The sequence below is a fragment of the Cryobacterium sinapicolor genome (assembly GCF_004403465.1).
Classification (GTDB): domain Bacteria; phylum Actinomycetota; class Actinomycetes; order Actinomycetales; family Microbacteriaceae; genus Cryobacterium; species Cryobacterium sinapicolor.
Map to the genome: position 1 here is coordinate 1 of NZ_SOGQ01000090.1, position 21257 is coordinate 21257.

The following is a 21257-nucleotide window of genomic DNA, read 5'->3' on the forward strand; positions in this document are numbered from 1 at the left end:
CACCGCGGCAGCCCGAAACTCCGGGCTGAAGTGCTTGTGTTTCTCGTGTTCCATTTGTCTATCCAATCCTGAATTCAGGAGGACTGTCCGGAAACACTGGGTCACCCCACTGAGTTCCGAAGCTACTTGCCAGCGCTCTTCCGATTCATGGTTCTCCTCGGTGAGGTCAATTGGGCCGATTTCGTCCAGGAGCGTGTCACTAATTGGCAGAATGGCCCGCTCGGCTTCGGCGCGCGCGATCCGTCTTTCGAGCCACGATCTCACCATTTAGTCAGCCACTTCCCGTTAGTCCCCATTCTCCCGCCGAAACGTCCTTGGTGCTTGCCTGGCACGCCCCAATACCACGGCCGGGGTCCTTTCGCATCATGGCCGCTGGGCATCAGCCGCCGATGTCCGGCGCAGGGGGTTGGAACGCAAGGATCGACAGCAACGCCACGAGTCCACTTGTCACGATCGCCGTGACTGGCGCGACGAACGCCCATTGCCGAGTCCGTGGCACAGCGAGCAAAAACACGGTCAGCACGAAATCCAGTAGACCGAACATTGCTAGCGCGAATATTCCGAGGGACGGACTCGCGCCGAGCTTATGGAGCTGATCGATGCTGCTCACCTCGCCGCCACGGGTACTGAGCCGGCGAAGCCGTAGGCCGCAGAAATCAGGATGAGCAGCAGCGCAACGCTGACAAAGAAGTGCAGGACAACTCCACCCGCGGCGGCGATGACCGGCAGTCGCCTCGGTGTGCGGTCCTTGGGCATGACAGCCAACCTACAGGTCACAGAAAAATGCCCGCACAAAGTTCGTTTACGGGCGTTTGACTGGTGCTGTAGCGGCCCATACGCAATGCTCGGCGTGGGGCGCTGCCCTGCCCTATCCTTATTTGCGGTTTGCTATATCGCTCGATCATTGGGGATGACATGGAAGTTTCACAAGCCCAGGCCGATGTGCGTCGCATCTATCGTGCTGGATTCCTCGGACCTTTGGTGTCCGCGGTCATCTGGGCGGTGGCCAGCGCGGTCTTCACCTGGGGCTCCGTCACTGCTGGCATGGCTGCGCTCTTCTTTGGCGGCATGCTGATCTTCCCGCTGAGCACTCTCCTTATGAAGATGCTGGGCGGCCCAATCGCGCTACCGAAGGGGCATCCATCAGCAGCATTGGCCATGCAGTGCGCGTTCACAGTGCCCCTCGGCATGCTGATTGCAATCGCCCTCGGCATGTACGAGCCCGTTCTTTTCTTCCCCGCAGCGCTCATCATTGTTGGAGCGCACTATCTCGTATTCATCTCGCTCTACGGCATGCGTTTATTCGCGGTTTTGGCCGGGGTCCTGATCCTGCTGGGAGTGAGCACACTATTCGTGGCACCAGAACTTGGAGGCATAAGCGGATGGCTGGGCGCCGCCGTCTTCGGGCTCTTTGCGGTGCTGTTGTTTCGCACCCAAGAGGACGCACACGCAATCGTTCCGTAGGGGGTTCCCAATTGCCACTTACCCCTTGAGGAGTATTCCAGTCGTTGAGGGAGATCAGGTGCTCAGCACACGGGTACTGCGGAACCCCCGTGCGGTGAGGAAGATGACGATGACGCTTGCTGTCACGGTGACCGCCAGGACGATCGCGAGCATGGCCAACCTCGCAGATGGAAACACGAGGAGGGCTGGCACGATGATCAGGGCCGGAAAAATTGCCAGGAGTCGGATCGGACCGCCGTTCATCCCAGCTTTTGATTCGAGGCTCCCGGGATATAGCAACGCCCCAAAGAGCGTTCCCAAACGCCACTCCCCCGAGACTTCGGACGTCGGCGAATTGATGCCAAACCTGCGTCCATGGACGTCCGGCTATCGGGACCGCGGATGAGCCCACGCGTGACGGCAGAAATGTCTTCAACAGCGTCGGTACCGGTGGCACTATGGGTACGCAAAGACGATCTTGTACTTGTGGCTATTGGATACACGTTGGTCACCCTCGTAGAGTGACAAATGCGCGCGTGAAGTAGCTGCGCGATCGTGCATGCTCTCGACGCCGAGACGCACACGACTCGGAGATCGGGGCACCGCATGACTCAGCCACGAGGCCATGCCGGGCTATGGCAAGTACTGTGTGCAATCCTGTCCTTCCTTGCCAAGGGCATCGGTGCCGGGCTGTCCTCGATCGCCACCATGACTTTCGGAGGCCGAGCTGCCCCCGGCGACCTGCCAACGTCCCCGCCGCCGAAAGAGTATCGACCGTAACGACCAGCACCGCCTCAGCAGATTCGGGTACTGACCCAGACGGAGAAACTTCCGCAGCTGGCTGGCGGCCCGGACTTTCGTTCATCGAACGCGGCTCCGGTCAAGGCGAGCCAAGAACCGGCCGTGGATGTCATCATCTTTGGTGCCGCGACACAGTACCGTCAGGAGACAACAGGACTGGAGCGTGGGCAATGGTTTGTTTAAGGGTTCGGGCGGGCGCACTGATCTGCACGGCGGCGCTGGTCCTCACCGGGTGCGCACCCGATGATTCGATCTCGCAGATCCGAGGCTTCTTGGCCGCCGAGAGCGGCCCGGACGACGTGCTCCCGCCCGGGGTCGCAGACGCAACGAGCGATCCCGAATCCAGCCGTTTCGTCGGCGAGCACGCTGGCGTCAGCTACTTCCTCACGAAGCACATCGATCCGGCCTCCGGGGCACCCGGCTACTGCCTCCTGATCTCCAATCCGTCGGAGGGTGCAGCTTCAAGCTGCGGATCAGATGTCAACGCAACACGTTTGTGGGTTAGCAGCTCCGCGACGGGCAGCGCCAGAGTCGTGGTTGCCGACGACATCATCCCGGACGGGTGGACGAAGCTCGGCGACTTCCTGATCGTCAACCCCGAAGAGTGATTCCCTGGGCTCGACACCGGGATCAACCTGCGGCACCGGCGCGCTGAGGGTTTCAAAAGGCCACTCCCCCGGGACTTCGGAACTTCTGCGGATCGGCGACGAATCTGCGTCAGTGGACGTCCCCTTTTGGGGCCGGTCGCCCGCGAGGAGCAGCACGCCCACATGGTACCGTTCGATCAAACGACTGAGTCGGGGTGCAATGGTCGATGCAAGAATTCGATGGGGCTCGCTGCTATGCGCGGCCGCGCTGGCGCTTACCGGGTGCGCTATGGATGACACGACCTCGCAGATCCGAAAGTTTCTCGCAACTGACGGTGGTCCCGAGGATGTTCTCCCCACCGCTGCTGAACCGTTGACGAGCGACGCCGGGTCCAGCCGTCACGTCGGTGATCACGCTGGAATCAGCTATTTCGTCACGAAGTACGTCGAGCCCGAAACCAATCTTCCCGGCTTCTGCCTGATACTCGTGAATCCAGGGTACGGGGCCAATTCAGGTTGCGGGTCCGATAGGAATGCAACGCGCATGGCTGTCGGTGGTTCTGGGACTGGGAGCGCAAGACTAGTGGTTGCCAACGATGTCATCCCAGCAGGATGGACAAAGCTCGGCGACTTCCTAATCGTGAATCCCGACACAGGCAATCCGCACAGCCCGTAGTTCGTGCCGTCCTGCAGCTGCTTCTGCTCGTACGCATGCCACGACAGAAAACGCTGCGCGGGACGCCGAGCGGCGAGTCTTCAGAGCCGTCACGGTTGACGTTCCCCTTGCGGGCGGGGAGCCGCGGTACTGTCGATGACATGATTACTACCGCTTGACTTCGCCTTCGGCGTTGACGCCGTGCTGATGTGGGCCATCTCCCGCGCAACAACATCCGGCCGACTTGTGGTTTGATCAACAACGTGCGCCATTCCGTTTCGAACCGGCACCGTCCGAGCCCCGTCGCATGGTTGTCCTTGGCGGTGTGCGGCACGCTTACTGGTTGCGCGGGAGCAGTCCCGGCGTCGGACGCGGTGTCACAAGTGTCGGCGCGCAAGGCAGTCGCTGACGTCTCTCGGGGTCTCTACCGTGAGGGGACGGACGTGATCGATGACTATGCCCGTTGGGCTGACACCGACACCGAGAAATCGACCGTAGTCGAGTTGATCGGCTACGAACCGTATCCCGGCGCGATCCACGGCGAACCAGTTGGAGCGCTGAAGTTTCGTGCGACGATACAGCCCACCCCGAACGAAGGGCCGCACGTCGCTTGCTTTGAGTCGCAGTTCGATTTCTGGGGCGTCGCGACCGACGAGCCCGGCGAATGGAGCGACGACACGGCGGTCGCCCACGACATCGCTTGCCCGCCGGACGCAAAGCGCATCCCCCCTCCGGTCGACACCCGCTTGGTTGACGTTCTTCCCGACGGAGCGGAGGCTCTCGTCGTCGAGGTGCTAACAAATGCGCCTTCCGCGGCATCCGCTGACGACATAGTCGCCGAGATCGTCAAGCGGATGCCGCAGCCGACCGGTGAGCGTGAGGTCGCGTTCGATCCCGAGGCGACGGTAGTCGACGGCGACATCGGCTTCGCGATGGGCGATGGGGACGACTGCCTGCTCGTGAAACGAGACGTCGGCGGCGTGCAGGTGTTGCAGGTTCCCAAGATTCTGCTTCAGCCCGGAGAGCTCGGGTGCGCAGCCGGCACGGCGCTCCAACCGGGCGACCAGCTACGGTCCCCCCACTGACCCAGAATCTGGGCGCTCGGCAATCGGCCCGATTGGCCGCGGATCCGTCGCGCAGGGGTTCCCAAACGCCACTCCCCCGAGGCCTCGGAACTTCGGCGCCGCTAACAAACGACCACCACGACGAACTAACTGCGCTGGACACTAGTTGTCCTTCGTGCATGTTTGCTCGGCTGCGGTTTGTCCGGTGACGCTGGTCGGCAGCACCGCATCAGTCGGAGCGGGAGCAGGGGCCGCCGCAGGCGTTGACACGGGTGGCGACGTCGAGGTGGCTTGTGGGGTCGCGCTTGTCAGGGGACCGGGGACAACCGGTGCGCTGCTCGCGAGTACCGCCCCTGGTCCCGGGTCGCCGGTGAGCTGCAATGGTTGATCCGCGACTAACGCCATGTTCAGAACTTCGGCGGCGCTTGACTCGGCGATGACCCGTCCCCACTCGATTGGGTCAGACACGGTGGGATACTGCAGGAAAACCATGTTCAAAAGACCGGTGTCTTTGAGCGCGACAGCGATCTGGACCAGGGTCGTCGGATTCGTCAACGTGTCAGAGAGGACCATGTTCTTGGTCACGGCCTTAGCCAGGGAGAACAGCGCGATCGGGTTACCGAGGACGCCGCCGCTTACGACCTTCCGGGCCAAGGCGGCCATGAAGACCTGCTGGTTGCTGATCCGACCCAGGTCGCTGCCATCGCCCACACCCTTTCTGCTGCGCAGAAACGAGAGAGCGTCCGCACCAATGAGAGTCTGCTGGCCGGCCGCCAAGTGCAGCGGCGGATTCGTATACAGGTCGTTGACCGGTGTTGCCAGGCAGACAGTGACCCCTCCGACGGCGTCGGACATGGCGGTTACACCGTCGAAGCTGACTTGAGCGGCGTAGGGAATCTGGATACCAATCAGCTTTTCGATCGTCAGCACTACGCAGGACAGGCCGCCACGGGACAGAGTTGTGTTGAGCATCACCCGGCTGGATGCCGGTGTGGTTCCGCCGTCCGGCTGCGGGCACGCGGGCACGGCCAGCATCAGGTCGCGGGGAAAACCGACTACGCTCACTCTCTGATGATTCTGTGCAATGTGCAGCAGAATTGTGACGTCGTTGTTTTCCGCGCCGGAGCTACCCTCCAACACGACGCTGGTCTCGAAGGCCGTGCCTTGGCCGGTGCGGGTGTCAGTGCCAGTCAATAGCAGGTTCACCCCGCCGGCGATCGCGCTCACCTCCGTGCCGGGAGCGGCCTTGTCTCCGGGCGCCTCGGCCAGATGAACGCCAGGCTTGACACTGCTCGCAAGGTCCCAGGTGGCAACCGCGGCAACGGAACCCCCACTGACCAGAAGGACACCTAAGGTGAACCCAAGCGTTTTCGCTACCGTCCGCCACGGCCCCCGACGCGTCAACTGTCCATGCCGGATTGGCTGATCCAACTGCCTGCCACGCCGTCTCGCGGACTCACTGGTTCTCACGAACTAACCTCCCGACCGGCCAATGAACCGGCCCCCCTTGGAATCGACCGCTTGGGCACACCTGTTTCCCCCGGAACAGCGGCTCGTCAGTGGTTGTTGTCGTTGCCCATAACGTGGACGGCGTAGCCCCAGCATCCAGCGTCGTCCCAGTGGTAGTCGGCGCCGCCTCCGGTGTCACCGTCGAGTGCGAGGCGGGCGGCTGCCCGCTCGGAGGTTGGAAGAGTGTCCTCCCACATCACTGGAAGCACAGCGCTGTCTCTTTCCCAGAACGGTTCGAAGGTGTAGACGAATCCCCTGTCTTTCATGCAGGCGGCCGTGATCGTCTGCGTCTCCACCCATTCCCTGCCGTTGGCCTGTTCATCGGGGGTCATCGCCTTGAACGCCTCGGATGCCATCGGATCAGCGTTGTCGGCAGCTTCGATAGCGCCCGCTTCCGACGTCACCGACGTGCCCAGGGTGCCGGGTGGTGTGGGGGTAACAGCCTCGGCAGGAACGACGGCGGCTTCGGCCGCGCGTACGGATGGTGAGTCCGGGGCTGCAGGATTGAGCGTCGCCGCCGCGCCCATCCCGAAGACAGTCAGTGAGAGGGCCAGAAGCCCGGCTCCGGCCAAACCGATTCCGAGTGCGAGTTTCTTCTTCATCGAGCCATCTCTCCAATTGTCTTGATTCGGGTGCCGGTGTCGGCAGGGGCGGTCCGGTGTTCCGGCCACCACCAGATCGCTGCCGCAGTGAAGAACAAGCCAAGCCCTGCGATGAGGCTGTTGCTGGCGAGATCCCACCCTGGCATCGTGAAGGTCAAGGCACCCACCGTGACACTGAGGGAGTAGAGCTGAAAAAGGCCGAAGTGAACGAGTCCAAAGCTAGCGAGCACCATGACGAGCGCGCCGAGGACACGTGTCCGGCGCCGAGACAGCAGCACTAGTCCGCCGACAGCGAGGACAGTAGACGAGGCGATGGTCAGTGCGGTTGCGGAGCCCGGCCGGATCTGTTCCCCGATCACGCTGAGCGCAATCCGGGTGAGCACGAAGAGACCCCAGCCCAGCACGGCGGAAGCCACGACCAGAACGAGCGCCGATACGGCGCCCTCGACCCGGTGTCGGCGAAAGCCGGTCGGGTCCGCCAGGGCGACTTGCCTTCGCTGCGCGTGACGCCAGCTCAGGTCAGCAGGTGCGCCCCGCAGCGCACGACTGAGGATTGCGCGAGCCACCGCACGCGGCGTTGTTCCCGATTCATCGGCCCAGATCGCGTGCTCATACAGGTCCGAGGCGAGTTCGTCGCGACGAGCAGCGGCGACCTCGGCATCAACTTTGCGTGTGTACCACGAGCACCAGCGAGAGACCCGGTGAACGGCGTGATGGTAGGGCGTAGATGTCAACACGCTCATGCGAAAGTCGCCCCTGCCTGTGCGATCCGAGGCACGTTTGCCTCTTTGCGGTTCGTTTCCGCCTGCGCCTTGACCAGGGCGCGTGAACCTTCCGCCGTCACGGTGTACAACCGGCGTCGGGGCCGTCCCTCGGACTCGGCACTGGCCGGGTCTTCCCAGCTGGCTTCGAGGATGCCGGATTCCGCCATTCGAGACAACGCCTTGTAGAGCGTGCCGTGAGCCGTGAGCGCGAAACCATCATGGGAGGAGAGTTGCTTCGCCAGGGCGAAGCCGTAGAAGCTGCCCTCACTCGCTTGGAGCGTGAGCCCGCTCTCCATAATGTCCACCTCGATCGGAAAGAGAGTACCTGGTCGTCTGCGTGCCAAGGACGCAACTATAGGAAGATAGGTTCTTATAAGCAATACCCCTGTTCGGGGCCATATTGGTCCGCGAAGGCTACGAAGGCCTAGCGGTGGATTCTGTGCACCATGAAGGTCCCGTATGAGGGCAGTGAATGACTCGCCCCGTAGAAGGTGAGAGTCTTCGCTTCCAAGAGTCAACCCAAGTCCCTTGCCGCGGTTCTCTTCTCGGGGAGCGCTTGGGCGAGGAGGCGGATGGCCTGTTTGTGATCCTGACCGCTGGAGCGGTATCCGAGTTTGGATCCGCAAATAGCATCGGCGAATATTCACGCTGATCGCTTCAGGCCGTCACGAGCGTGAGAACGAATTGGGCGTTTTCGCAGAACTCGCCGACTCGGCCGGATGCAATCCGGGCCGGCCATTTCCGCATCTCGGTCAGTTACCAACATGGAAAGAGACTGTTACACTTTCCACTATGGAAAATCAGTTTCAGGATCCCTCACCAGACGAAGCCGCAGCCAGCTTGAACACGCTGTCGACCGACCGGGAACGCCTTGCCGCGAGCGTGCACGTACCCTGGGTCCTGCTAGCCGCCTTCGGAGGTGTGGGCGCGTGGTGGGTATCGGCCGCGGCGGCCACCAATCCCGGCGAGAACTACGAACCGCCCTCGTCGGGTTGGCTAGCCTTGGTCGGCACGCTCGTGGTCGCGTACCTGATCCGCCGCGAGACTGGCGTCCGCTTTCGGAAGATGGGCACGCGTGCCGGCTGGGCGATAGTTGCGATCGCTGCCGCTTGCCTCGTGCTTTTCAGCGTCTCTCTCGGTCTCGTGTCGTTCGGCATGCAATGGGCTGTCACACTCACCAGTCTGATCGCGTTCGCGGCGACGACTTGGCTGGCCGGTGTCGCTTATCGATCAGCAGTGGAGCAATTGCGCCGTGGTTGAAACAAGGTTCGACGAGACCATCCATGCACCTGTGCGGCTGCGCATCTGCGGGCTCCTACGCCCGGTCGACCATCTTGACTTTGCCGTGCTCCGTGACGCGCTCAAAGTGTCGGACGCCACGCTCTCCAAGCACCTGAAGACCCTCGCCACAAGCGGATACGTTACTTCGAGCAAAGTCGCATCCGAAGGCCGCGGTGACGCGCGCCGGATCACCTGGCTAACCCTCACTCGGACGGGGCGATCCGCCTTCGACGCGCACGTGCGTGCACTGCGACAGATTGCAGGATCCTCCACCTGACCTGCAAGCGGTCGACGTGGTTGAAACGCTGGTATGCAAGCACTTCACCCCGGCCTGACCGACTCGCACGCCGGCCCGCCGCGGGCGGTCTGTCGCATAGACGGTTCCTCCAAGAAACACATCCGAGCACTGGGATCCGTTCGAGGCTCCGCGATCGCGATTCTGAATGGACGAGCTTTCGATTCGTTTCCAAGGCGCTGCAGGCTGGCTGTGGTACGGTGATCTCATCACGATCAGCCCGCTCGCCTCACGGCTCGGGCTGATTTTCTTTAACCAGGAGACTCGTGGCTGAGTACATCAAAAAATGGCTGTCGCTTGAAGACCAAATGGCCAAACTCGCGTCTCGCGGCGTCGAAGTGCGAGACCCAGAGAACTGCCGGCAGATACTCCAAGCCGTTGGTTACTACCGCCTCACTGGCTATCTCTACCCGCTTCGCGAATCTGAAGCGTACGTGGATGATGAAGGCCGACGTCGGGTCCGCATCCTCAACCACTATCGCTCTGGAACCTCGGTCGATTACGCCGCCACACTCATAGATTTTGATCGTCGCCTGCGGCTGCTCGTCCTTGACGGCATCGAAAGAATCGAAATATCTTTTCGCATGCAGGTCGGGTATGTACTCGGCAGGCTATCGGCGTTCGCTCACCTTGATCCCTCCAACTTCGTGGGTTCATTCACTGAGGCGCAGACCGACACCAGAACGGGCGACACCACGCCGAGCAAGCACCAGCAGTGGCTCGAGCGCGTGAATGCGCGTCAGTCAGAGTCTGACGAAGCATTCGTTGCGCACTTTCGCGATAAGTACAACGACAAAATGCCCATCTGGGCCCTGACCGAAATCTTGGAGCTGGGGCAACTTGGGCGACTCTACTCAGGATTGAACAATTCGATAGCGACCGAAATCGCAACTGCCTACGCGGCACCATCTAAGAAAGATATGAGCAGCTGGATTTCAAGCTTGAACTACGTCCGGAACGTCTCAGCGCACCATGCACGCCTCTTCAACCGCAAACTCGTCAGCGCACCCGCACGCCCCACCCACACACAGGTTCCTCTTCTCGGTCATCTCAAGGAGGCAACGGCAGCGAAGCAGGTGTTTGGCCTGTACAACGCCCTCGCGGTAATGGCTTACCTATTGCGTTCGATTGACCCGGATAGCGGATGGCCCGCCCGCGTAGTCGAGCTCATTCAGGCCTTCCCCGATTCTGATTATCTGACTGCGGAGTCAATGGGCGTGCCCCCAGGCTGGTCGCAACTCGCGCTCTGGTCCTCGGAATAGTCGGCTCACGTTCATTCCCAGTCGGCGCTCCCCGAGGCTTGTGTCACCAGTGACCGCGCAGGGCAACCTACTGAGCGCACCCGACCGAGCCCTCATCAGCTCACCAAACACAGGCGCCAACGTGTTGATCGTCATAACCGCTGAGAAGACGTAGTCAACTCGGCGGTGGATTCGCCCTTCAGGGTTCCTCGGCTGGCCTGGCGAGTAGCGCAGGCTCTCCTGCATTTTTGATTCCGTCCCGTGGTGATCGGCCCCTCAGTGCAGCAATTGAAATCCGTGTCGTGGGGATAAAGTGGGGCCACCGATGATCGCCTGGTTTCACGCCCACGTGTGAACGGTCGAGGGCGTGGGAGGCAACCGATGGGCAACTTCCTCAGCACGTTTCTTTCGGATTTCGCGGAACTTCCGGAGCTGGCCGATCGTTTTCGTTCGCCCGGGCCGGTGCCTCTTTCGTCGCCATTGCCTGTCGGGGATCTTGCCGCAGACAGCATCGCGGCGACCAAGCTCATGGCCTCGCTGCTGCACCTTGTCCGTATGGGAATGCGGGATCCGAAAGCGAGCGATGTTCCGCAGGTGAACATTGCGCCGCAACTGGTCGCCGGCGCCTACCGGAGCGACCAACTGTTCCGGTGGAACGGGAACCCTGCGCCGGCGTGGGCTCCCCTGTCCGGATTCTTTGCCTCGAGCGACGGCTGGGTTCGCACTCACGCCAACTACCCCCACCACGAAGCGGCTTTACGCTCACTTCTGAGATTGGACGGTCCCGCCACCGCCGAGACTGTCGCTCACGCGATTTCGCGCCGCAGTGCCCTCGATTTGGAGGATGAAGCCGCAGACTCTGGCGCCGTCATGAGCGCGGTTCGCAGCCCGAGCAGTTGGAGAGGGCATCCTCAAGCGCAAACCCTCGAAACGGAACCCTTCATCAGCCTGGTGCAGCAGGGCGGAGAGTCAGCCCTCCACAGCCTGGGGTCGGCCGACAGCTACGCACCGCTGGAGGGCGTTCGGGTGCTCGATTTGACCCGGGTCATAGCCGGGCCGGTGGCCACTCGCAGTCTCGCGTTCTTCGGGGCAGATGTTTTGCGCATCGACAGCCCTGGCATGCCGGAACTCCCCTGGCAGCACCTCGATACCGGGCAAGGGAAGCGTTCCGCGCTCCTTGACCTCGGCTACAAACCAGATCGAGACCGCCTCGACCAGCTGCTGACGGATGCCGACGCTGTTGTCATGGGATACAGGCCGAACAGCCTCGACCGGTTTGGCCTGTCGCCGGTCGAACTCCACAGCCGCCATCCAGGGCTCGTTATCGGCCGGGTGAGCGCGTGGGGGCAAAGCGGACCTTGGGCCGAGCGCCGCGGATTCGACAGTATCGTCCAGGCAGCCATCGGCATCGCCCAGATCCACGCTGACGGCACCGGGAGACCAGGTGCTTTGCCTGCCCAAGCTCTGGATCACTCCGCCGGGTACCTTCTTGCCGCCGGGATCATGTCCGCACTCCGACGTCGACACCTCGAAGGGCACGGGTGGACCGTCGACATTTCACTGGCCCGGGTCGCTCAAGAACTACTCGCTCAGCCTCATTCCGCGCCAACCGAAGCCGGCCCATGCGAGATCCAGACCGTGAAAGCGGAAACGTCAGAAGGAACCGTCACCTGTGCCGCACCCGCGATCAGCATTACCGGCGGTCCGAATCGCTACCGGTGGATCGGCCGCCCGTGGGGAGCAGACCAGCCGGAATGGGCAGAGCCACGATCCGCCAGCTTCCAACGATAACTACCAGACCGGGAGGTGCGCCATCGGCCGGTGCAGCATGGCGAAAGCCGCCCGCAGGAGGTTCCCGCCCGACGATATCTACGCCGGACTAACTCCCGATTTGGACGAGAGCGCGCAGGGGCGTGGGCCCGAAGTCGTGCCCTTCGATGAAGCCGATGGACTCGGAGAAGGCGCGTTGGCCTGGTCCATCGTCGGTGAGGAGCACCTTCTGTCGCACACGGACGTATCGCTCCAGGACTCGCTCCACCAAGGCCCTTCCGATCCCGGATCGCTGTTGATCGGAGCTCACAAGAATGTCCTGGAGATAACAAATGGACACGTCATCGGAGATAGCTCGGGCCAACCCCACCAACGTCCCGCTCGAGTTCCTGGCCGACACGACGTAGGACGACTGCTCCACAGCGCGCAGGAGAGAATCCGGGTCCCTCGCGTAGGCGGACCACCCCACGTTTGCATAGAGACCAACGCGGTCAGTTCCGACGAATTGCTTTGACTCGGAAAACGCGAAGGGAGGCATGGGCACATGCTGCCATACGTCGGTACGCTCTCTCGGAGAGCGCTTCGTTTACGGTTCCCGACTGCCACTCCCCCGAAATTTTGGAACCTCGGCGAATTGGTGCGCATCCATGGAGGTCCGTCGTACGTTCCCGCGAAAGGACAGTGAATCCAGCCGCGGCGTGACGACGAGTGTTGCATGCGTCGAAGTCAGCGAAAGTGCCTGAAATACCGTTCCGGATCGTCCAGGAACGATCGCCAATTCCGAACCAGGTCGAGATCCTCCCAGACGCAGCGACGGTATCCCCATGGCCCGACCTCATAGATCTCCGCACCGGGTATTGACGCCAGAATCGGTGAATGAGTGGACAGGATCACCTGAGACCCACCGGCGGCAACAATGTCCCGGAGATCGCTGAGCAGAGCAAGCGATCCGGTGAACGAAAGCGCTGATTCCGGCTCATCAAGGATCCACAAGCCCGGGTAACGAGACCGGGCACCCACAAGGTCGAGGAACGACTCGCCATGCGAGCGCTCGTGGAACACGGGGTCGTTCCCGCCGTCGTTGTCCTCCAGATAGGTGAAGAACCCATGCATCGTTTCCGCGCGGAGAAAGAAGCCGCCCCGGCCGGCGCCGAGACCACGGTTCAACCGCAGGTGGTCGGCGAGGGTGGACTCGGACCTGCGAGTGGTGTGTCTGGAGCCGGTCGATCCTCCTTCCGGTCCCATGCCGTAGGCACCTGCGATGGCCTCAACGAGAGTCGATTTGCCGACTCCGTTGTCGCCGACGAATACGGTTACTGGACTCAATTCGAGTCCATCATCGAGGAGCTGCGCGATCGGGGCCAGCGTCGCGGGCCACACATCCCGAGGCAGAAATGGCGCGTCGGGATCCTGGCTCACCGAGCGCAACGGAGGCTCGTTTCTCGACATGCGATCATTCTGCCTGAACCGCCACTGGAAACAGGTAGACCAACCGTTCAGGGTTGGGTTTGTGAGCCGACGTGCAGGTGTCTCAGTAGGGTGGGGTCATGGTCAACGCTGCACATATCTTCCCGGTCGTTCCTGCAGATTGATTGACACGCTCAACGCATGGGAACCCCTCGGGTATAACCAGGGCGCGCTTCGCGACGAGTACGTCGCCTTCGTCGGTGCCTCTCCGGGGTCTGCACTGGATCGCGACGGGAGTGCGGAGCACGTGACTGCGAGTTGTTTTGTCTTCACCCCCGATCTGGACCAGGTCCTGCTCTGCTTCCATAAGAAGGGTCGATTCTGGGTTCAGCTTGGCGGTCACGTCGAGGCAACGGACACATCAGTTGCCTCGGCAGCCCTCCGCGAAGCCCGTGAGGAAGGTGGCATCAACGACATCCGCCCTGTCGGCGCCATCCTCGATGTCGACCGGCACGCCCTGGGTGTCGGCTTTACACGGTGCAGCGTTCATTGGGACGTCGGCTTCGGCGCAATCGCGAGGACAGACCTAGCCCCGTCCACCAGCGGTGAGAGCGAGGATGTCGCTTGGTGGCCAGTAACAGAACTGCCCGACAACGTGCCTGTGAACTTTGGGCACCGCATACAAAGGATTCTTGACGAAATCAGACACCAAAGTGATGTCGACTAGCCCATACCCGCGGCGGTTAACTCTTCCCCTGGACTTCACCGTGCTCGGAGTCGCGCTCAAATCTCTGCGGCAAACATCGTCTACTGGCTGATCGGAAGAAACTGCTGCTACTCACCGAATAGACGATCGAGGGGACAGAAGAACATCTCCCGCTGAGGGTTCGGCCTCTGGTACGCGCGCTAAAGGCAATGATGACGAGCGTGGATCCTTCTTTGACGGTTGTCTCCGGCTGATCACCCCGTGTGGACGATTTCCCACAAATCTCCGAGAGTCACCGTGAGCTCCTCATCCCTCACGTAGTCGTCGCACAACGACTGAAACCTGCTGCGCTCAGCGTTACTCGCGCCGTGCTGATCAAGGTAGCGCTGCCGCAGCGGGCCATCAGTGACGCCGATGGGACGACGGTCCATCAACCTGCGCGGTGCGTGATCGTGGATAGTCAACTGCTCTTCGAGCTCCGGCCGCAGCGCCAGCGCGAGCTCGAGCTGACTCGTTGTCGCCGCCCAATGCCTGACTACGAATTCCCGAACCGCTACTTCGGGGTCATCGATCAGAGCCAGAAACACATCAGCCGGCAACACAAATGGGTAGCCACCAAGCTGCCACCTGACAGAAACGTCGTCGGACCCCGCAGCCGCGCGAAGCACGTCATCAGGAAGTGGAACCGCCGGCACGAACGTCCTGCGGTATTCAGCATCTTGCGCCTCAATCAGCGCCAGCTCTACGTCATCATCGTCTGCCATTCGTCAATGTTGCCTCCTAACGTCCACTAGTAACAGCGTTGGGCGCATTCACCTGAAATGGGCTGCGACAGTGGCGGGACTCCTCGGTCCGGAGACGGATGCCATCAGTCGGGCGGACGTGCCGCTGAGGGTTCGCCGATCGGACACGAATTCCCCCGCGCCAACTTGCACTGTTTCAGTAGCACAATCTTGTGCTACTTTTACAGCACAATGCTCGCGATGCTCGCGAGGGATTTGATCTTCTGGGGGCCTAGATGAACATCCTTTTTCTCTTCGTGCACGCCGTTCAAGACCTGCTATCGCTGGAAGTGGCCATCACCTTCGGCCTGGTCCTCTTCGCTCTGTCGTGGGTTCGTCCACGGCGGATGGTTTCACTCCCCCAGACCGGGAGGCGCACGGCAACTCTCACCTGGGCGGGAGTGGCGGGTTCATTGCTCGTGGTTGTCGTCGCGACGGCGGTTAGCGCGATTGCCGTGTCGACGTCTGACGTATCCGGGTATGACGGCTGGTGGCGTCGGCCGGCGCCGCTATTCGCGGCGACACTGGCCGTTGGTGCGGCGGCCGCAGCTCTTCGACGGATCCCCCTTCCCGCGCCGGGTGAGCGTTCAATTGTTCCGCGACGCCCGTGGTGTGCGTTCGCGTCTGGTACCTTGCTCTGGATCTCCGGGATCACCGCGACGTTGCTCGCGCTGACTGCACTGTGGCAGATTGCGATCGCCCGGACCGCACCTGAAGACGGACCGTTCTTTGGAAACGTTCCCGACTACACCGACCTCCCGATCTACATGAGCTTCAACAGCGGGTACGGCTACCTGTCCGGGGCAGGATGGCCGAACCATCTCGCCACTCTCGTCGCGCTCGCACTGGCCTGCACCGTCTTTTTCGCCGTGCTGCACACGGACGCCAACCGGCCCGTGTTCGCCCGATCGACCGCCTCCAGCGTGCGCTCGGAACGAGAGCTAACCGCTCGACTGTTCACGTTCATCCTGCTCGGTGGACTCATCACAACACTCGGAGCCGTGTGGATGCACACCGGTTCCTCCGGGCAAGCACTGGTCGGATTGGACGAGCAATGGGTCTCCGACAATCAGTCCTACCCGCGCATTCTCGTAGCCGGTGGCTACGACGCGATCGCCCGCCCCATGAACCTCCTGGGCTATGCACTCCAGGCTGGCGGAGTCGCGTTCCTACTCCGCCTTGCTGTCGACACCGCCCGCGCCGCACTCGCGACACGACGCTCACGCCTCGCAACACCGGAACATGAAATCTCGACCACCGGACCACGGCGATGACCGGGACCACGCCGAGCTCTGCGGATGAAATCGATGCGCTCTTCCGCGGAGCGATCCGCTCCGGACAACTCGGCGACGGCGAACGCCTGCCAACCGTCCGCCAAACCGCCAGAGATTTCTGCGTCGCACAAGCCACCGCCGCAAAGGCCTACAAGTCTTTGGAACGAGACGGCCTCATCGTCACCCGCACCGCCGCCGGCACCCGCGTGGCCCCCGGGGCATCCCGGGCGCCACAGTCAGTCATCGAGCACGCCCGCGCCCTCGCCGAAGCAAGCGAGGAGGAACTCATCACCCTCGGAGACACCATCGCAATCCTCCGCGCGGTCTGGCGAACAGACGCGACGCAGATGCCCACATGAGGGTCGACCTCTGGACATCAAGGGAAGGCGTGAAGCTGACTAATATTATCGGGTGGCCTTCTCAGCTTTCCACCGATACCTGGATCTGCTACAACTCCCGCAAAGCGTTTCGCAGACCATCACTCCGGAAGCGCAAAGCAGTGACTACGAGTCGGGGATAGTGCTGCTCGAGTCCGGCCTGTGGCGACTCCGTACAGCTCGGATCACCCCCACCAAACCGGGTGCGTTCGTTGCCCTCTGGCGACGGCTGGACGATGGCGCCACTGCCCCATTCGGGGTTGATGACCGCGCCGTTGGCCTTCATGTGTTTGTGGAAGAGCTAGACCACTTCGGCGTATTCCAATTCACCGCGGCGCAACTGGCATCACTCGGGATCTCGCAAACGAGGCAGGCACCTGGCAAGCGGGGATTCCGGGTGTATCCATCTTGGTGCAAGGGATTGAACCGCCAAGCAGCTCGATCTCAAAAGGCGCAGAGTCTCGCGTTTCACGATCTCACCGCGCGCTGACTGCCGACCGTTCAGCATTGGTCCATGAAAAAGTCCGTTTTGACGGCTGCGCTTCCCCTCCCGTGGACAAAGCGGAATCGGAGTTTCCCGCTAGTCGAGACCTGCTGAGACGATTGACGTGTCGGTTCGGTGGGCGATGATCGCGGCGTGGGGTCGCTTGCCCGGATCGGTTCGAGTGTGCACCTCGTGAACCTTGAATCCTGCGGTCTCGAGCTGTGCGCTCATCTCGCCGAGAGGCCAGAAATACGCAGTGGTGACGGCGTGCGGAAACGGCACAACGGCGTCGCCCTCGAAGAAGCCGACGAGGAGACTGCCGCCAGGTGCAATGCATCGAGCGAACTCACGCAAGAATCCGTTGGATGGCCATTGTGCTTTGCCCGGCTCTACAGCTCATTCCGCTGGAAGGCAGCCGCCGCGAGCGCGAAAAGGGCCGCGGCGAGCAGCAAGGCGGTGCACACCGGCCAGAAGGCATCCACGGGTTCGCCGAGAGCCAGCGAGGTCGGAATGGTGGTGAGGCCCGCCGGGGACCACCTGCCCAGTGGTGTCCAGAGTGAGGCGATCGAGATGAGCGCGTACGCGCCCAGCCCGGCGCCCGCGGCCCCGGCGGCGGGGGCGATGAGCACCGACAGCAATGTCATCAGGGCAATGAACAGGATACCGAACGCGAGCCAGGCCAGTGCCGCGGACCAGAGTGCCGGGCCAGGGGCTTCCTCGAAGACAACGGCAGTCAGACCCCAGGTGACGGCGGTGCCGATGACGACGAGAACCGCGAGGAAGGCGGAGTGCACGGTCGCCTTGGCGAGGATGAATGAGCCACGCGACACGGGCTTGGTCAGCACGAGTATTGCGGTTCCGCTCCGCCGTTCCGAGGAGACGATGCTGCCGTAGACGATGATCAGTGCGAAGAGTGCTGTCTGGGAGAGGTTCTTGATCCAGCCGGTGTACGCGTCCACGTAGCTCGGGTCGGGGAGCGTGAAGTTCCCGAGCTGCTCGGAGGCCAGCGCGTGAATGATTTCCAGGGTGAAGCGGGCCATGATCGGTCCCGTCAGCGCGAAGAACAGCAGGATGCCCGGGAGCACCCAGACCCGCCAGGTGCGCACGATCTCGAGGATCTCCTTCTGCGCGAACGCCGCGAATCCGATCATTTCGTTCCCCCTCCGACCAGGCTGACGAAGACTTCTTCGAGCCCCATCTCCCCGGCTTCCATCCGGCGCAGCCCGGTGTTCCGCCCGGCGATGAGCGCCGGTATCGTGCGTCTGGCCGCGTCCATGTCGCTCACGGTGATCTCGATGACTCCGGTGGGTCCCACGGCGACGGATGCCGCCCACGGCTCTCGCGCGATGTCCTGCCCGAGCTGGCCCGCGGCATCCGTGACCTCGAGGATCACCTTGCGTTCGGCGTACCGGGACGTGAGCTCATCTATCGGTCCCTGGGCGACCACGCGGCCGTGGTCGAGAATGGCTACGGTGTCGCAGACGCGTTCAACGTCGGCGAGGATATGCGTCGAGAAGAATACGGTGGTGCGCCCGCGAAGGGAGGTGAGCATGTCGAGCACGTCCCGGCGTCCCATTGGGTCGAGCGCACTCGTGGGCTCGTCGAGCAGTAGCAGCTGGGGCGCGTTGATCAACGCTTGGGCCACGCCGAGGCGCTGCTTCATGCCGCGGGAGAAGCCGCCGATGGTGGTCCTCACGTCCGTCAGTCCGGCCAGGTCGAGCAGCATGTGGACGCGTTCATCCAGGGTGCGCCGATCGATCGCGAAGAGTCGGCCGACGAACCGCAAAAATTCTTCTGCTGTCATCCAATCGTAGAAGCCGGGCACGTCAGGCAAAAAACCGATCCGGGCGCGGATCGAGTCGTCCACCGCAGTGACGTTGTGCCCGAGGATTTGCACGACGCCGCTTGTCGACCGGGCGAGCCCGGTCAGCACTCGGAGCAGGGTCGTCTTGCCTGCCCCGTTCGGGCCGAGGAAACCGAAAATGGAGCCCTCTTCGACGACAAGGTCGACATTGTCCAGTGCGCGGTGCTGGGCGTAGGTCTTCGTCAGCCCGGTGACGCGAATCGCGGCAGTCATCGCGAACCGACGTCGGGGTGGGAACCGTACAACGCCTCGGCGACCGTGTCGGGACTGACCGACGGCGCGCGGGCGGCAGTGGACGGCTCGACCACCGCGGCGGGCTTGCGGGCCACCACGAGATAGAGGATGGCTCCGATCAGGTTCGCGAGCAGGATGACCGCCACCCAAACCCATTTATTGCCGGAGGCCACTCGGGCGGCGGGCCGCCGATAGAGATCGACCAGGGCGATGACGTCGAGGGTGATCTGTGCCACCGCGAGTGCGGCCAGGGCGATCAACGCTCCGGTCGGCAGAGAGGACAGGGTGACGTTCATTTTGTTGTGCCTTTCTTCGATTTCGCGGCAAAGTCGCGACGCTGCTCAGCGGCGCGGCCGCTTCGGGAGACGCCAACAAGCAGGGCAAGTGGCAGCGCTACAGCGCAGCAGATGCCAACCCAGGTCGGCCAGATTCCGGCCCCGACACGCACCGAGTACACCGTCTGCACCAGAATCGTGAGCGCGACGGTTGCCAGCGCAAGGCTCACCGCAGAGGCACTCACGCGATTCCACCGTGAGCGCCGGGCCAGGTGAACCCAACCGGCAGCGGCGACCGGCACGGCGGCCAGGCCGGAGAGCAGGACGAGGTGAGCGTCTCGGTCCGAATAGCCGTCAGGTTTGCCGAAGACTCCCCAGTGCGAGGGGACGACAGGGGGCAGGCCCGCCCAGGTCGCAGCCGCGACGACGGCAAAGGCAGTGAGGAGTGCAATCGGCACGAGCATCGTCGCCGCGACGACACGGAGGGGCACCTCGGCGAAGGGCACGTCCTCGTCATCCGGTCTCACGAGGTGCGCCCTCACCGCGAGCGCGCCGAAGTTGAGCGTCCAACCGATTCCCAGCGCCTTGGGCACCAGCATCCGCCGATCCGCCGGATTCCACGCCCTACTGGCGAAGCGTTCCGACGTGGGCGGCCTGATGTCGTAGGGGAACCCCAGGAACGTGCCCGCACCAGTTCTGCGCGGTCGCGGCTCCTTGAAGAGTCCCGTGAGTGAGCGTTCGTCGCCACCAAAGTCATCGTCGGATGCGTCGGCTTCGTAGGCGCGCGCGAGTGCCTCTGGTTTGCCTAGCTCGGCCAGCACCCGATGCACGGCTTCCAGCGAGCGATCGGAGCCTTCGAGGCGATCCCGGACATGCGCGACCAACTCGTCAAGCGAGTCCCGGTCGATGTCGATTCGCGCTTCCCGCGCGGCACCGCGGAGCCGGTCGAAATAGTCGGTGAGTAGAGCGGCCGTGGCGGGAGGGAAACCGTCACCGAGTGACAGATCCGAAGAAGGGATGTCAGTCATTTGTGGCGCTCATCCCCAAGAGATCATCCATATCCGTTTTCATGGCCGTCCAGACCTTTGTCATCGACGTGAACGCCAGCACGCCCGCGGCCGACAGTCGGTAATACTTGCGCGGCGGGCCGACGGGCGACTCCTGCCACTCAGAGGTGATCAGTTCTGCCTTCTTGAGACGGGAGAGCAAGGGGTACGCGGTGCCCGCACTGATCGCGAGTCCCGGGTACTCGCACAGCCGGTCGACGATCTCCGCACCGTAGGCCTCGCCCGTGTGCAGCATGGCAAGGATGGCCAGCTCGACCACGCCCTTGCGCAGCTGAGACGGTATCGCCTCACCCTGAACAGCCAACGTGCTTCCTCCATTTGTTCCGTGCGTATATCATGCGATACCGGGTTCCTTGCAATACAAGCTAAACTGTAGCACAAGGTACCGACGCAATCGACGCGCTCGCTGCGACGATCAGTTCAGCTGTGGCGACGTGCGTCAGGGGTCTCCGGGCTGACATTCGAGTTCTCAAAGGCGAGCACAACGAGTTGAGCCCGGTCTCTGGCGCTGAGCTTGGTGAGCAGGAGGCGGACGTGGGTCTTCGTGGCCGCATAGCTGATGAAAAGGCCAGCGGCGATCTCCGCGGTGGAGCACCCATGGGCGACCGAGCGAAGCACTTCGATCTCGCGCTCGGTGAGCACGTCCAAGTCGGCCGTCCTGACGGGCTAGTACTACAGTCGCGTTTATTTTTGGCTGTATCGGCGTTTTGATCGGATTTTTGCCCCGAATCCTGTTAATCATGACGGGTGAACGATGATATTTGGGTGGCAGAGG

General features: G+C 62.5%; 29 protein-coding genes. 12 read left to right on the forward strand and 17 right to left on the reverse strand.

Annotated features, from left to right (window positions below; genetic code table 11):
* The 3 genes from E3T28_RS17190 to E3T28_RS17025 all read right to left on the reverse strand — a co-directional run.
* A partial coding sequence (locus E3T28_RS17190; RefSeq protein ID WP_206750463.1) for a hypothetical protein occupies nucleotides 1-267 on the reverse strand: 267 nt, incomplete at its 3' end.
* Nucleotides 268-379: 112 nt separating this feature from the next.
* The gene (locus E3T28_RS15965; protein ID WP_134433144.1) at nucleotides 380-610 is read right to left on the reverse strand and encodes a hypothetical protein; all 231 of its coding nucleotides are present in this window, start codon (nucleotides 608-610) and stop codon (nucleotides 380-382) included.
* Nucleotides 607-756, reverse strand: coding sequence for a hypothetical protein (locus tag E3T28_RS17025; RefSeq protein WP_166787071.1), 150 nt, complete (start codon nucleotides 754-756; stop codon nucleotides 607-609). Before E3T28_RS17025 ends, E3T28_RS15965 begins: the two co-directional genes overlap by 4 nt.
* A gap of 159 nt (nucleotides 757-915) precedes the next feature.
* On the opposite strand from E3T28_RS17025, the gene E3T28_RS15970 reads away from it, so the two are divergent.
* The 3 genes from E3T28_RS15970 to E3T28_RS15980 all read left to right on the forward strand — a co-directional run bounded on the left by E3T28_RS15970 (nucleotide 916) and on the right by E3T28_RS15980 (nucleotide 4571).
* The gene (locus E3T28_RS15970) at nucleotides 916-1464 is read left to right on the forward strand and encodes a DUF7010 family protein (RefSeq protein WP_134433146.1); all 549 of its coding nucleotides are present in this window, start codon (nucleotides 916-918) and stop codon (nucleotides 1462-1464) included.
* A gap of 1052 nt (nucleotides 1465-2516) precedes the next feature.
* A complete protein-coding gene (locus E3T28_RS15975; RefSeq protein WP_134433148.1) occupies nucleotides 2517-2852 on the forward strand; it encodes a hypothetical protein in 336 nt (111 codons plus the stop codon).
* Between the two features lie 885 nt (nucleotides 2853-3737).
* Nucleotides 3738-4571 carry a hypothetical protein gene (locus E3T28_RS15980; protein ID WP_134433150.1) on the forward strand — a complete coding sequence of 278 codons (834 nt, stop codon included), beginning with the start codon at nucleotides 3738-3740 and terminating at the stop codon, nucleotides 4569-4571.
* A gap of 141 nt (nucleotides 4572-4712) precedes the next feature.
* Here E3T28_RS15980 and E3T28_RS15985 read toward each other — a convergent pair whose 3' ends face one another.
* From E3T28_RS15985 to E3T28_RS16000, 4 genes are all read right to left on the reverse strand, one after another.
* The gene (locus tag E3T28_RS15985) at nucleotides 4713-5777 is read right to left on the reverse strand and encodes an LCP family protein (protein ID WP_241979396.1); all 1065 of its coding nucleotides are present in this window, start codon (nucleotides 5775-5777) and stop codon (nucleotides 4713-4715) included.
* 329 nt (nucleotides 5778-6106) lie between these two features.
* Entirely contained in the window at nucleotides 6107-6661 is a 555-nt protein-coding gene (locus E3T28_RS15990; RefSeq protein WP_134433154.1) for a hypothetical protein, read from the reverse strand.
* Nucleotides 6658-7227 carry a hypothetical protein gene (locus tag E3T28_RS15995; protein WP_134433156.1) on the reverse strand — a complete coding sequence of 190 codons (570 nt, stop codon included), beginning with the start codon at nucleotides 7225-7227 and terminating at the stop codon, nucleotides 6658-6660. Before E3T28_RS15995 ends, E3T28_RS15990 begins: the two co-directional genes overlap by 4 nt.
* A 173-nt stretch (nucleotides 7228-7400) precedes the next feature.
* Nucleotides 7401-7721 (reverse strand): PadR family transcriptional regulator, encoded by a 321-nt coding sequence (locus E3T28_RS16000; RefSeq protein WP_134433158.1) that lies wholly within the window; start codon nucleotides 7719-7721, stop codon nucleotides 7401-7403.
* A 496-nt stretch (nucleotides 7722-8217) separates the two neighbouring features.
* On the opposite strand from E3T28_RS16000, the gene E3T28_RS16005 reads away from it, so the two are divergent.
* The 5 genes from E3T28_RS16005 (at nucleotide 8218) to E3T28_RS16020 (ending at nucleotide 12033) form a co-directional block, all read left to right on the forward strand.
* A complete protein-coding gene (locus E3T28_RS16005; RefSeq protein WP_134433160.1) occupies nucleotides 8218-8685 on the forward strand; it encodes a hypothetical protein in 468 nt (155 codons plus the stop codon).
* The gene (locus E3T28_RS16010; protein WP_134433162.1) at nucleotides 8678-8983 is read left to right on the forward strand and encodes a transcriptional regulator; all 306 of its coding nucleotides are present in this window, start codon (nucleotides 8678-8680) and stop codon (nucleotides 8981-8983) included. The genes E3T28_RS16005 and E3T28_RS16010 overlap by 8 nt, the downstream gene beginning before the upstream one ends.
* 166 nt (nucleotides 8984-9149) lie before the next feature.
* A complete protein-coding gene (locus tag E3T28_RS17605) occupies nucleotides 9150-9275 on the forward strand; it encodes a hypothetical protein (RefSeq protein ID WP_277613377.1) in 126 nt (41 codons plus the stop codon).
* On the forward strand, nucleotides 9268-10263 hold the full coding sequence (locus E3T28_RS16015) for an Abi family protein (RefSeq protein WP_134433164.1): 996 nt from the start codon (nucleotides 9268-9270) through the stop codon (nucleotides 10261-10263). The genes E3T28_RS17605 and E3T28_RS16015 overlap by 8 nt, the downstream gene beginning before the upstream one ends.
* Before the next feature lie 360 nt (nucleotides 10264-10623).
* Nucleotides 10624-12033, forward strand: a complete 1410-nt coding sequence (locus E3T28_RS16020) for a CoA transferase (RefSeq protein ID WP_134433166.1) — start codon at nucleotides 10624-10626, stop codon at nucleotides 12031-12033.
* Between the two features lie 88 nt (nucleotides 12034-12121).
* On the opposite strand, the gene E3T28_RS16025 is transcribed toward E3T28_RS16020, so the two are convergent.
* Together E3T28_RS16025 and E3T28_RS16030 are read right to left on the reverse strand one after the other, a co-directional pair.
* On the reverse strand, nucleotides 12122-12550 hold the full coding sequence (locus E3T28_RS16025; protein WP_134433168.1) for a GNAT family N-acetyltransferase: 429 nt from the start codon (nucleotides 12548-12550) through the stop codon (nucleotides 12122-12124).
* 188 nt (nucleotides 12551-12738) lie between these two features.
* Nucleotides 12739-13461: an AAA family ATPase gene (locus E3T28_RS16030; protein WP_134433170.1), complete on the reverse strand. Its 723-nt coding sequence runs from the start codon at nucleotides 13459-13461 to the stop codon at nucleotides 12739-12741.
* A 139-nt stretch (nucleotides 13462-13600) separates the two neighbouring features.
* On the opposite strand from E3T28_RS16030, the gene E3T28_RS16035 reads away from it, so the two are divergent.
* A complete protein-coding gene (locus E3T28_RS16035; protein ID WP_241979397.1) occupies nucleotides 13601-14146 on the forward strand; it encodes an NUDIX hydrolase in 546 nt (181 codons plus the stop codon).
* Between the two features lie 233 nt (nucleotides 14147-14379).
* On the opposite strand, the gene E3T28_RS16040 is transcribed toward E3T28_RS16035, so the two are convergent.
* The gene (locus E3T28_RS16040) at nucleotides 14380-14889 is read right to left on the reverse strand and encodes a hypothetical protein (RefSeq protein ID WP_134433174.1); all 510 of its coding nucleotides are present in this window, start codon (nucleotides 14887-14889) and stop codon (nucleotides 14380-14382) included.
* Between the two features lie 254 nt (nucleotides 14890-15143).
* On the opposite strand from E3T28_RS16040, the gene E3T28_RS16045 reads away from it, so the two are divergent.
* Genes E3T28_RS16045 through E3T28_RS16055 form a run of 3 tightly spaced genes read left to right on the forward strand, consistent with a single transcriptional unit; the run spans nucleotide 15144 to nucleotide 17048 of the window.
* The gene (locus E3T28_RS16045) at nucleotides 15144-16181 is read left to right on the forward strand and encodes a hypothetical protein (RefSeq protein ID WP_134433176.1); all 1038 of its coding nucleotides are present in this window, start codon (nucleotides 15144-15146) and stop codon (nucleotides 16179-16181) included.
* On the forward strand, nucleotides 16178-16540 hold the full coding sequence (locus tag E3T28_RS16050; protein ID WP_134433178.1) for a GntR family transcriptional regulator: 363 nt from the start codon (nucleotides 16178-16180) through the stop codon (nucleotides 16538-16540). The genes E3T28_RS16045 and E3T28_RS16050 overlap by 4 nt, the downstream gene beginning before the upstream one ends.
* Nucleotides 16541-16592: 52 nt before the next feature.
* Complete coding sequence (locus tag E3T28_RS16055) at nucleotides 16593-17048, forward strand: MepB family protein (protein WP_241979398.1); 456 nt, start codon at nucleotides 16593-16595, stop codon at nucleotides 17046-17048.
* A 90-nt stretch (nucleotides 17049-17138) separates the two neighbouring features.
* Here E3T28_RS16055 and E3T28_RS16060 read toward each other — a convergent pair whose 3' ends face one another.
* From E3T28_RS16060 to E3T28_RS16090, 7 genes are all read right to left on the reverse strand, one after another.
* A complete protein-coding gene (locus E3T28_RS16060) occupies nucleotides 17139-17396 on the reverse strand; it encodes a hypothetical protein (protein WP_134433180.1) in 258 nt (85 codons plus the stop codon).
* Between the two features lie 35 nt (nucleotides 17397-17431).
* The gene (locus E3T28_RS16065; RefSeq protein ID WP_134433182.1) at nucleotides 17432-18193 is read right to left on the reverse strand and encodes an ABC transporter permease; all 762 of its coding nucleotides are present in this window, start codon (nucleotides 18191-18193) and stop codon (nucleotides 17432-17434) included.
* The gene (locus E3T28_RS16070; protein WP_134433184.1) at nucleotides 18190-19119 is read right to left on the reverse strand and encodes an ABC transporter ATP-binding protein; all 930 of its coding nucleotides are present in this window, start codon (nucleotides 19117-19119) and stop codon (nucleotides 18190-18192) included. The genes E3T28_RS16065 and E3T28_RS16070 overlap by 4 nt, the downstream gene beginning before the upstream one ends.
* Entirely contained in the window at nucleotides 19116-19436 is a 321-nt protein-coding gene (locus E3T28_RS16075; protein WP_134433186.1) for a PLD nuclease N-terminal domain-containing protein, read from the reverse strand. The genes E3T28_RS16070 and E3T28_RS16075 overlap by 4 nt, the downstream gene beginning before the upstream one ends.
* Nucleotides 19433-20443 carry a DUF5808 domain-containing protein gene (locus tag E3T28_RS16080; RefSeq protein WP_134433188.1) on the reverse strand — a complete coding sequence of 337 codons (1011 nt, stop codon included), beginning with the start codon at nucleotides 20441-20443 and terminating at the stop codon, nucleotides 19433-19435. The genes E3T28_RS16075 and E3T28_RS16080 overlap by 4 nt, the downstream gene beginning before the upstream one ends.
* Nucleotides 20436-20786 (reverse strand): PadR family transcriptional regulator, encoded by a 351-nt coding sequence (locus tag E3T28_RS16085; protein WP_241979399.1) that lies wholly within the window; start codon nucleotides 20784-20786, stop codon nucleotides 20436-20438. Before E3T28_RS16085 ends, E3T28_RS16080 begins: the two co-directional genes overlap by 8 nt.
* 116 nt (nucleotides 20787-20902) lie before the next feature.
* Entirely contained in the window at nucleotides 20903-21124 is a 222-nt protein-coding gene (locus E3T28_RS16090; protein WP_241979400.1) for a response regulator transcription factor, read from the reverse strand.
* Nucleotides 21125-21257 lie beyond the last annotated feature (133 nt).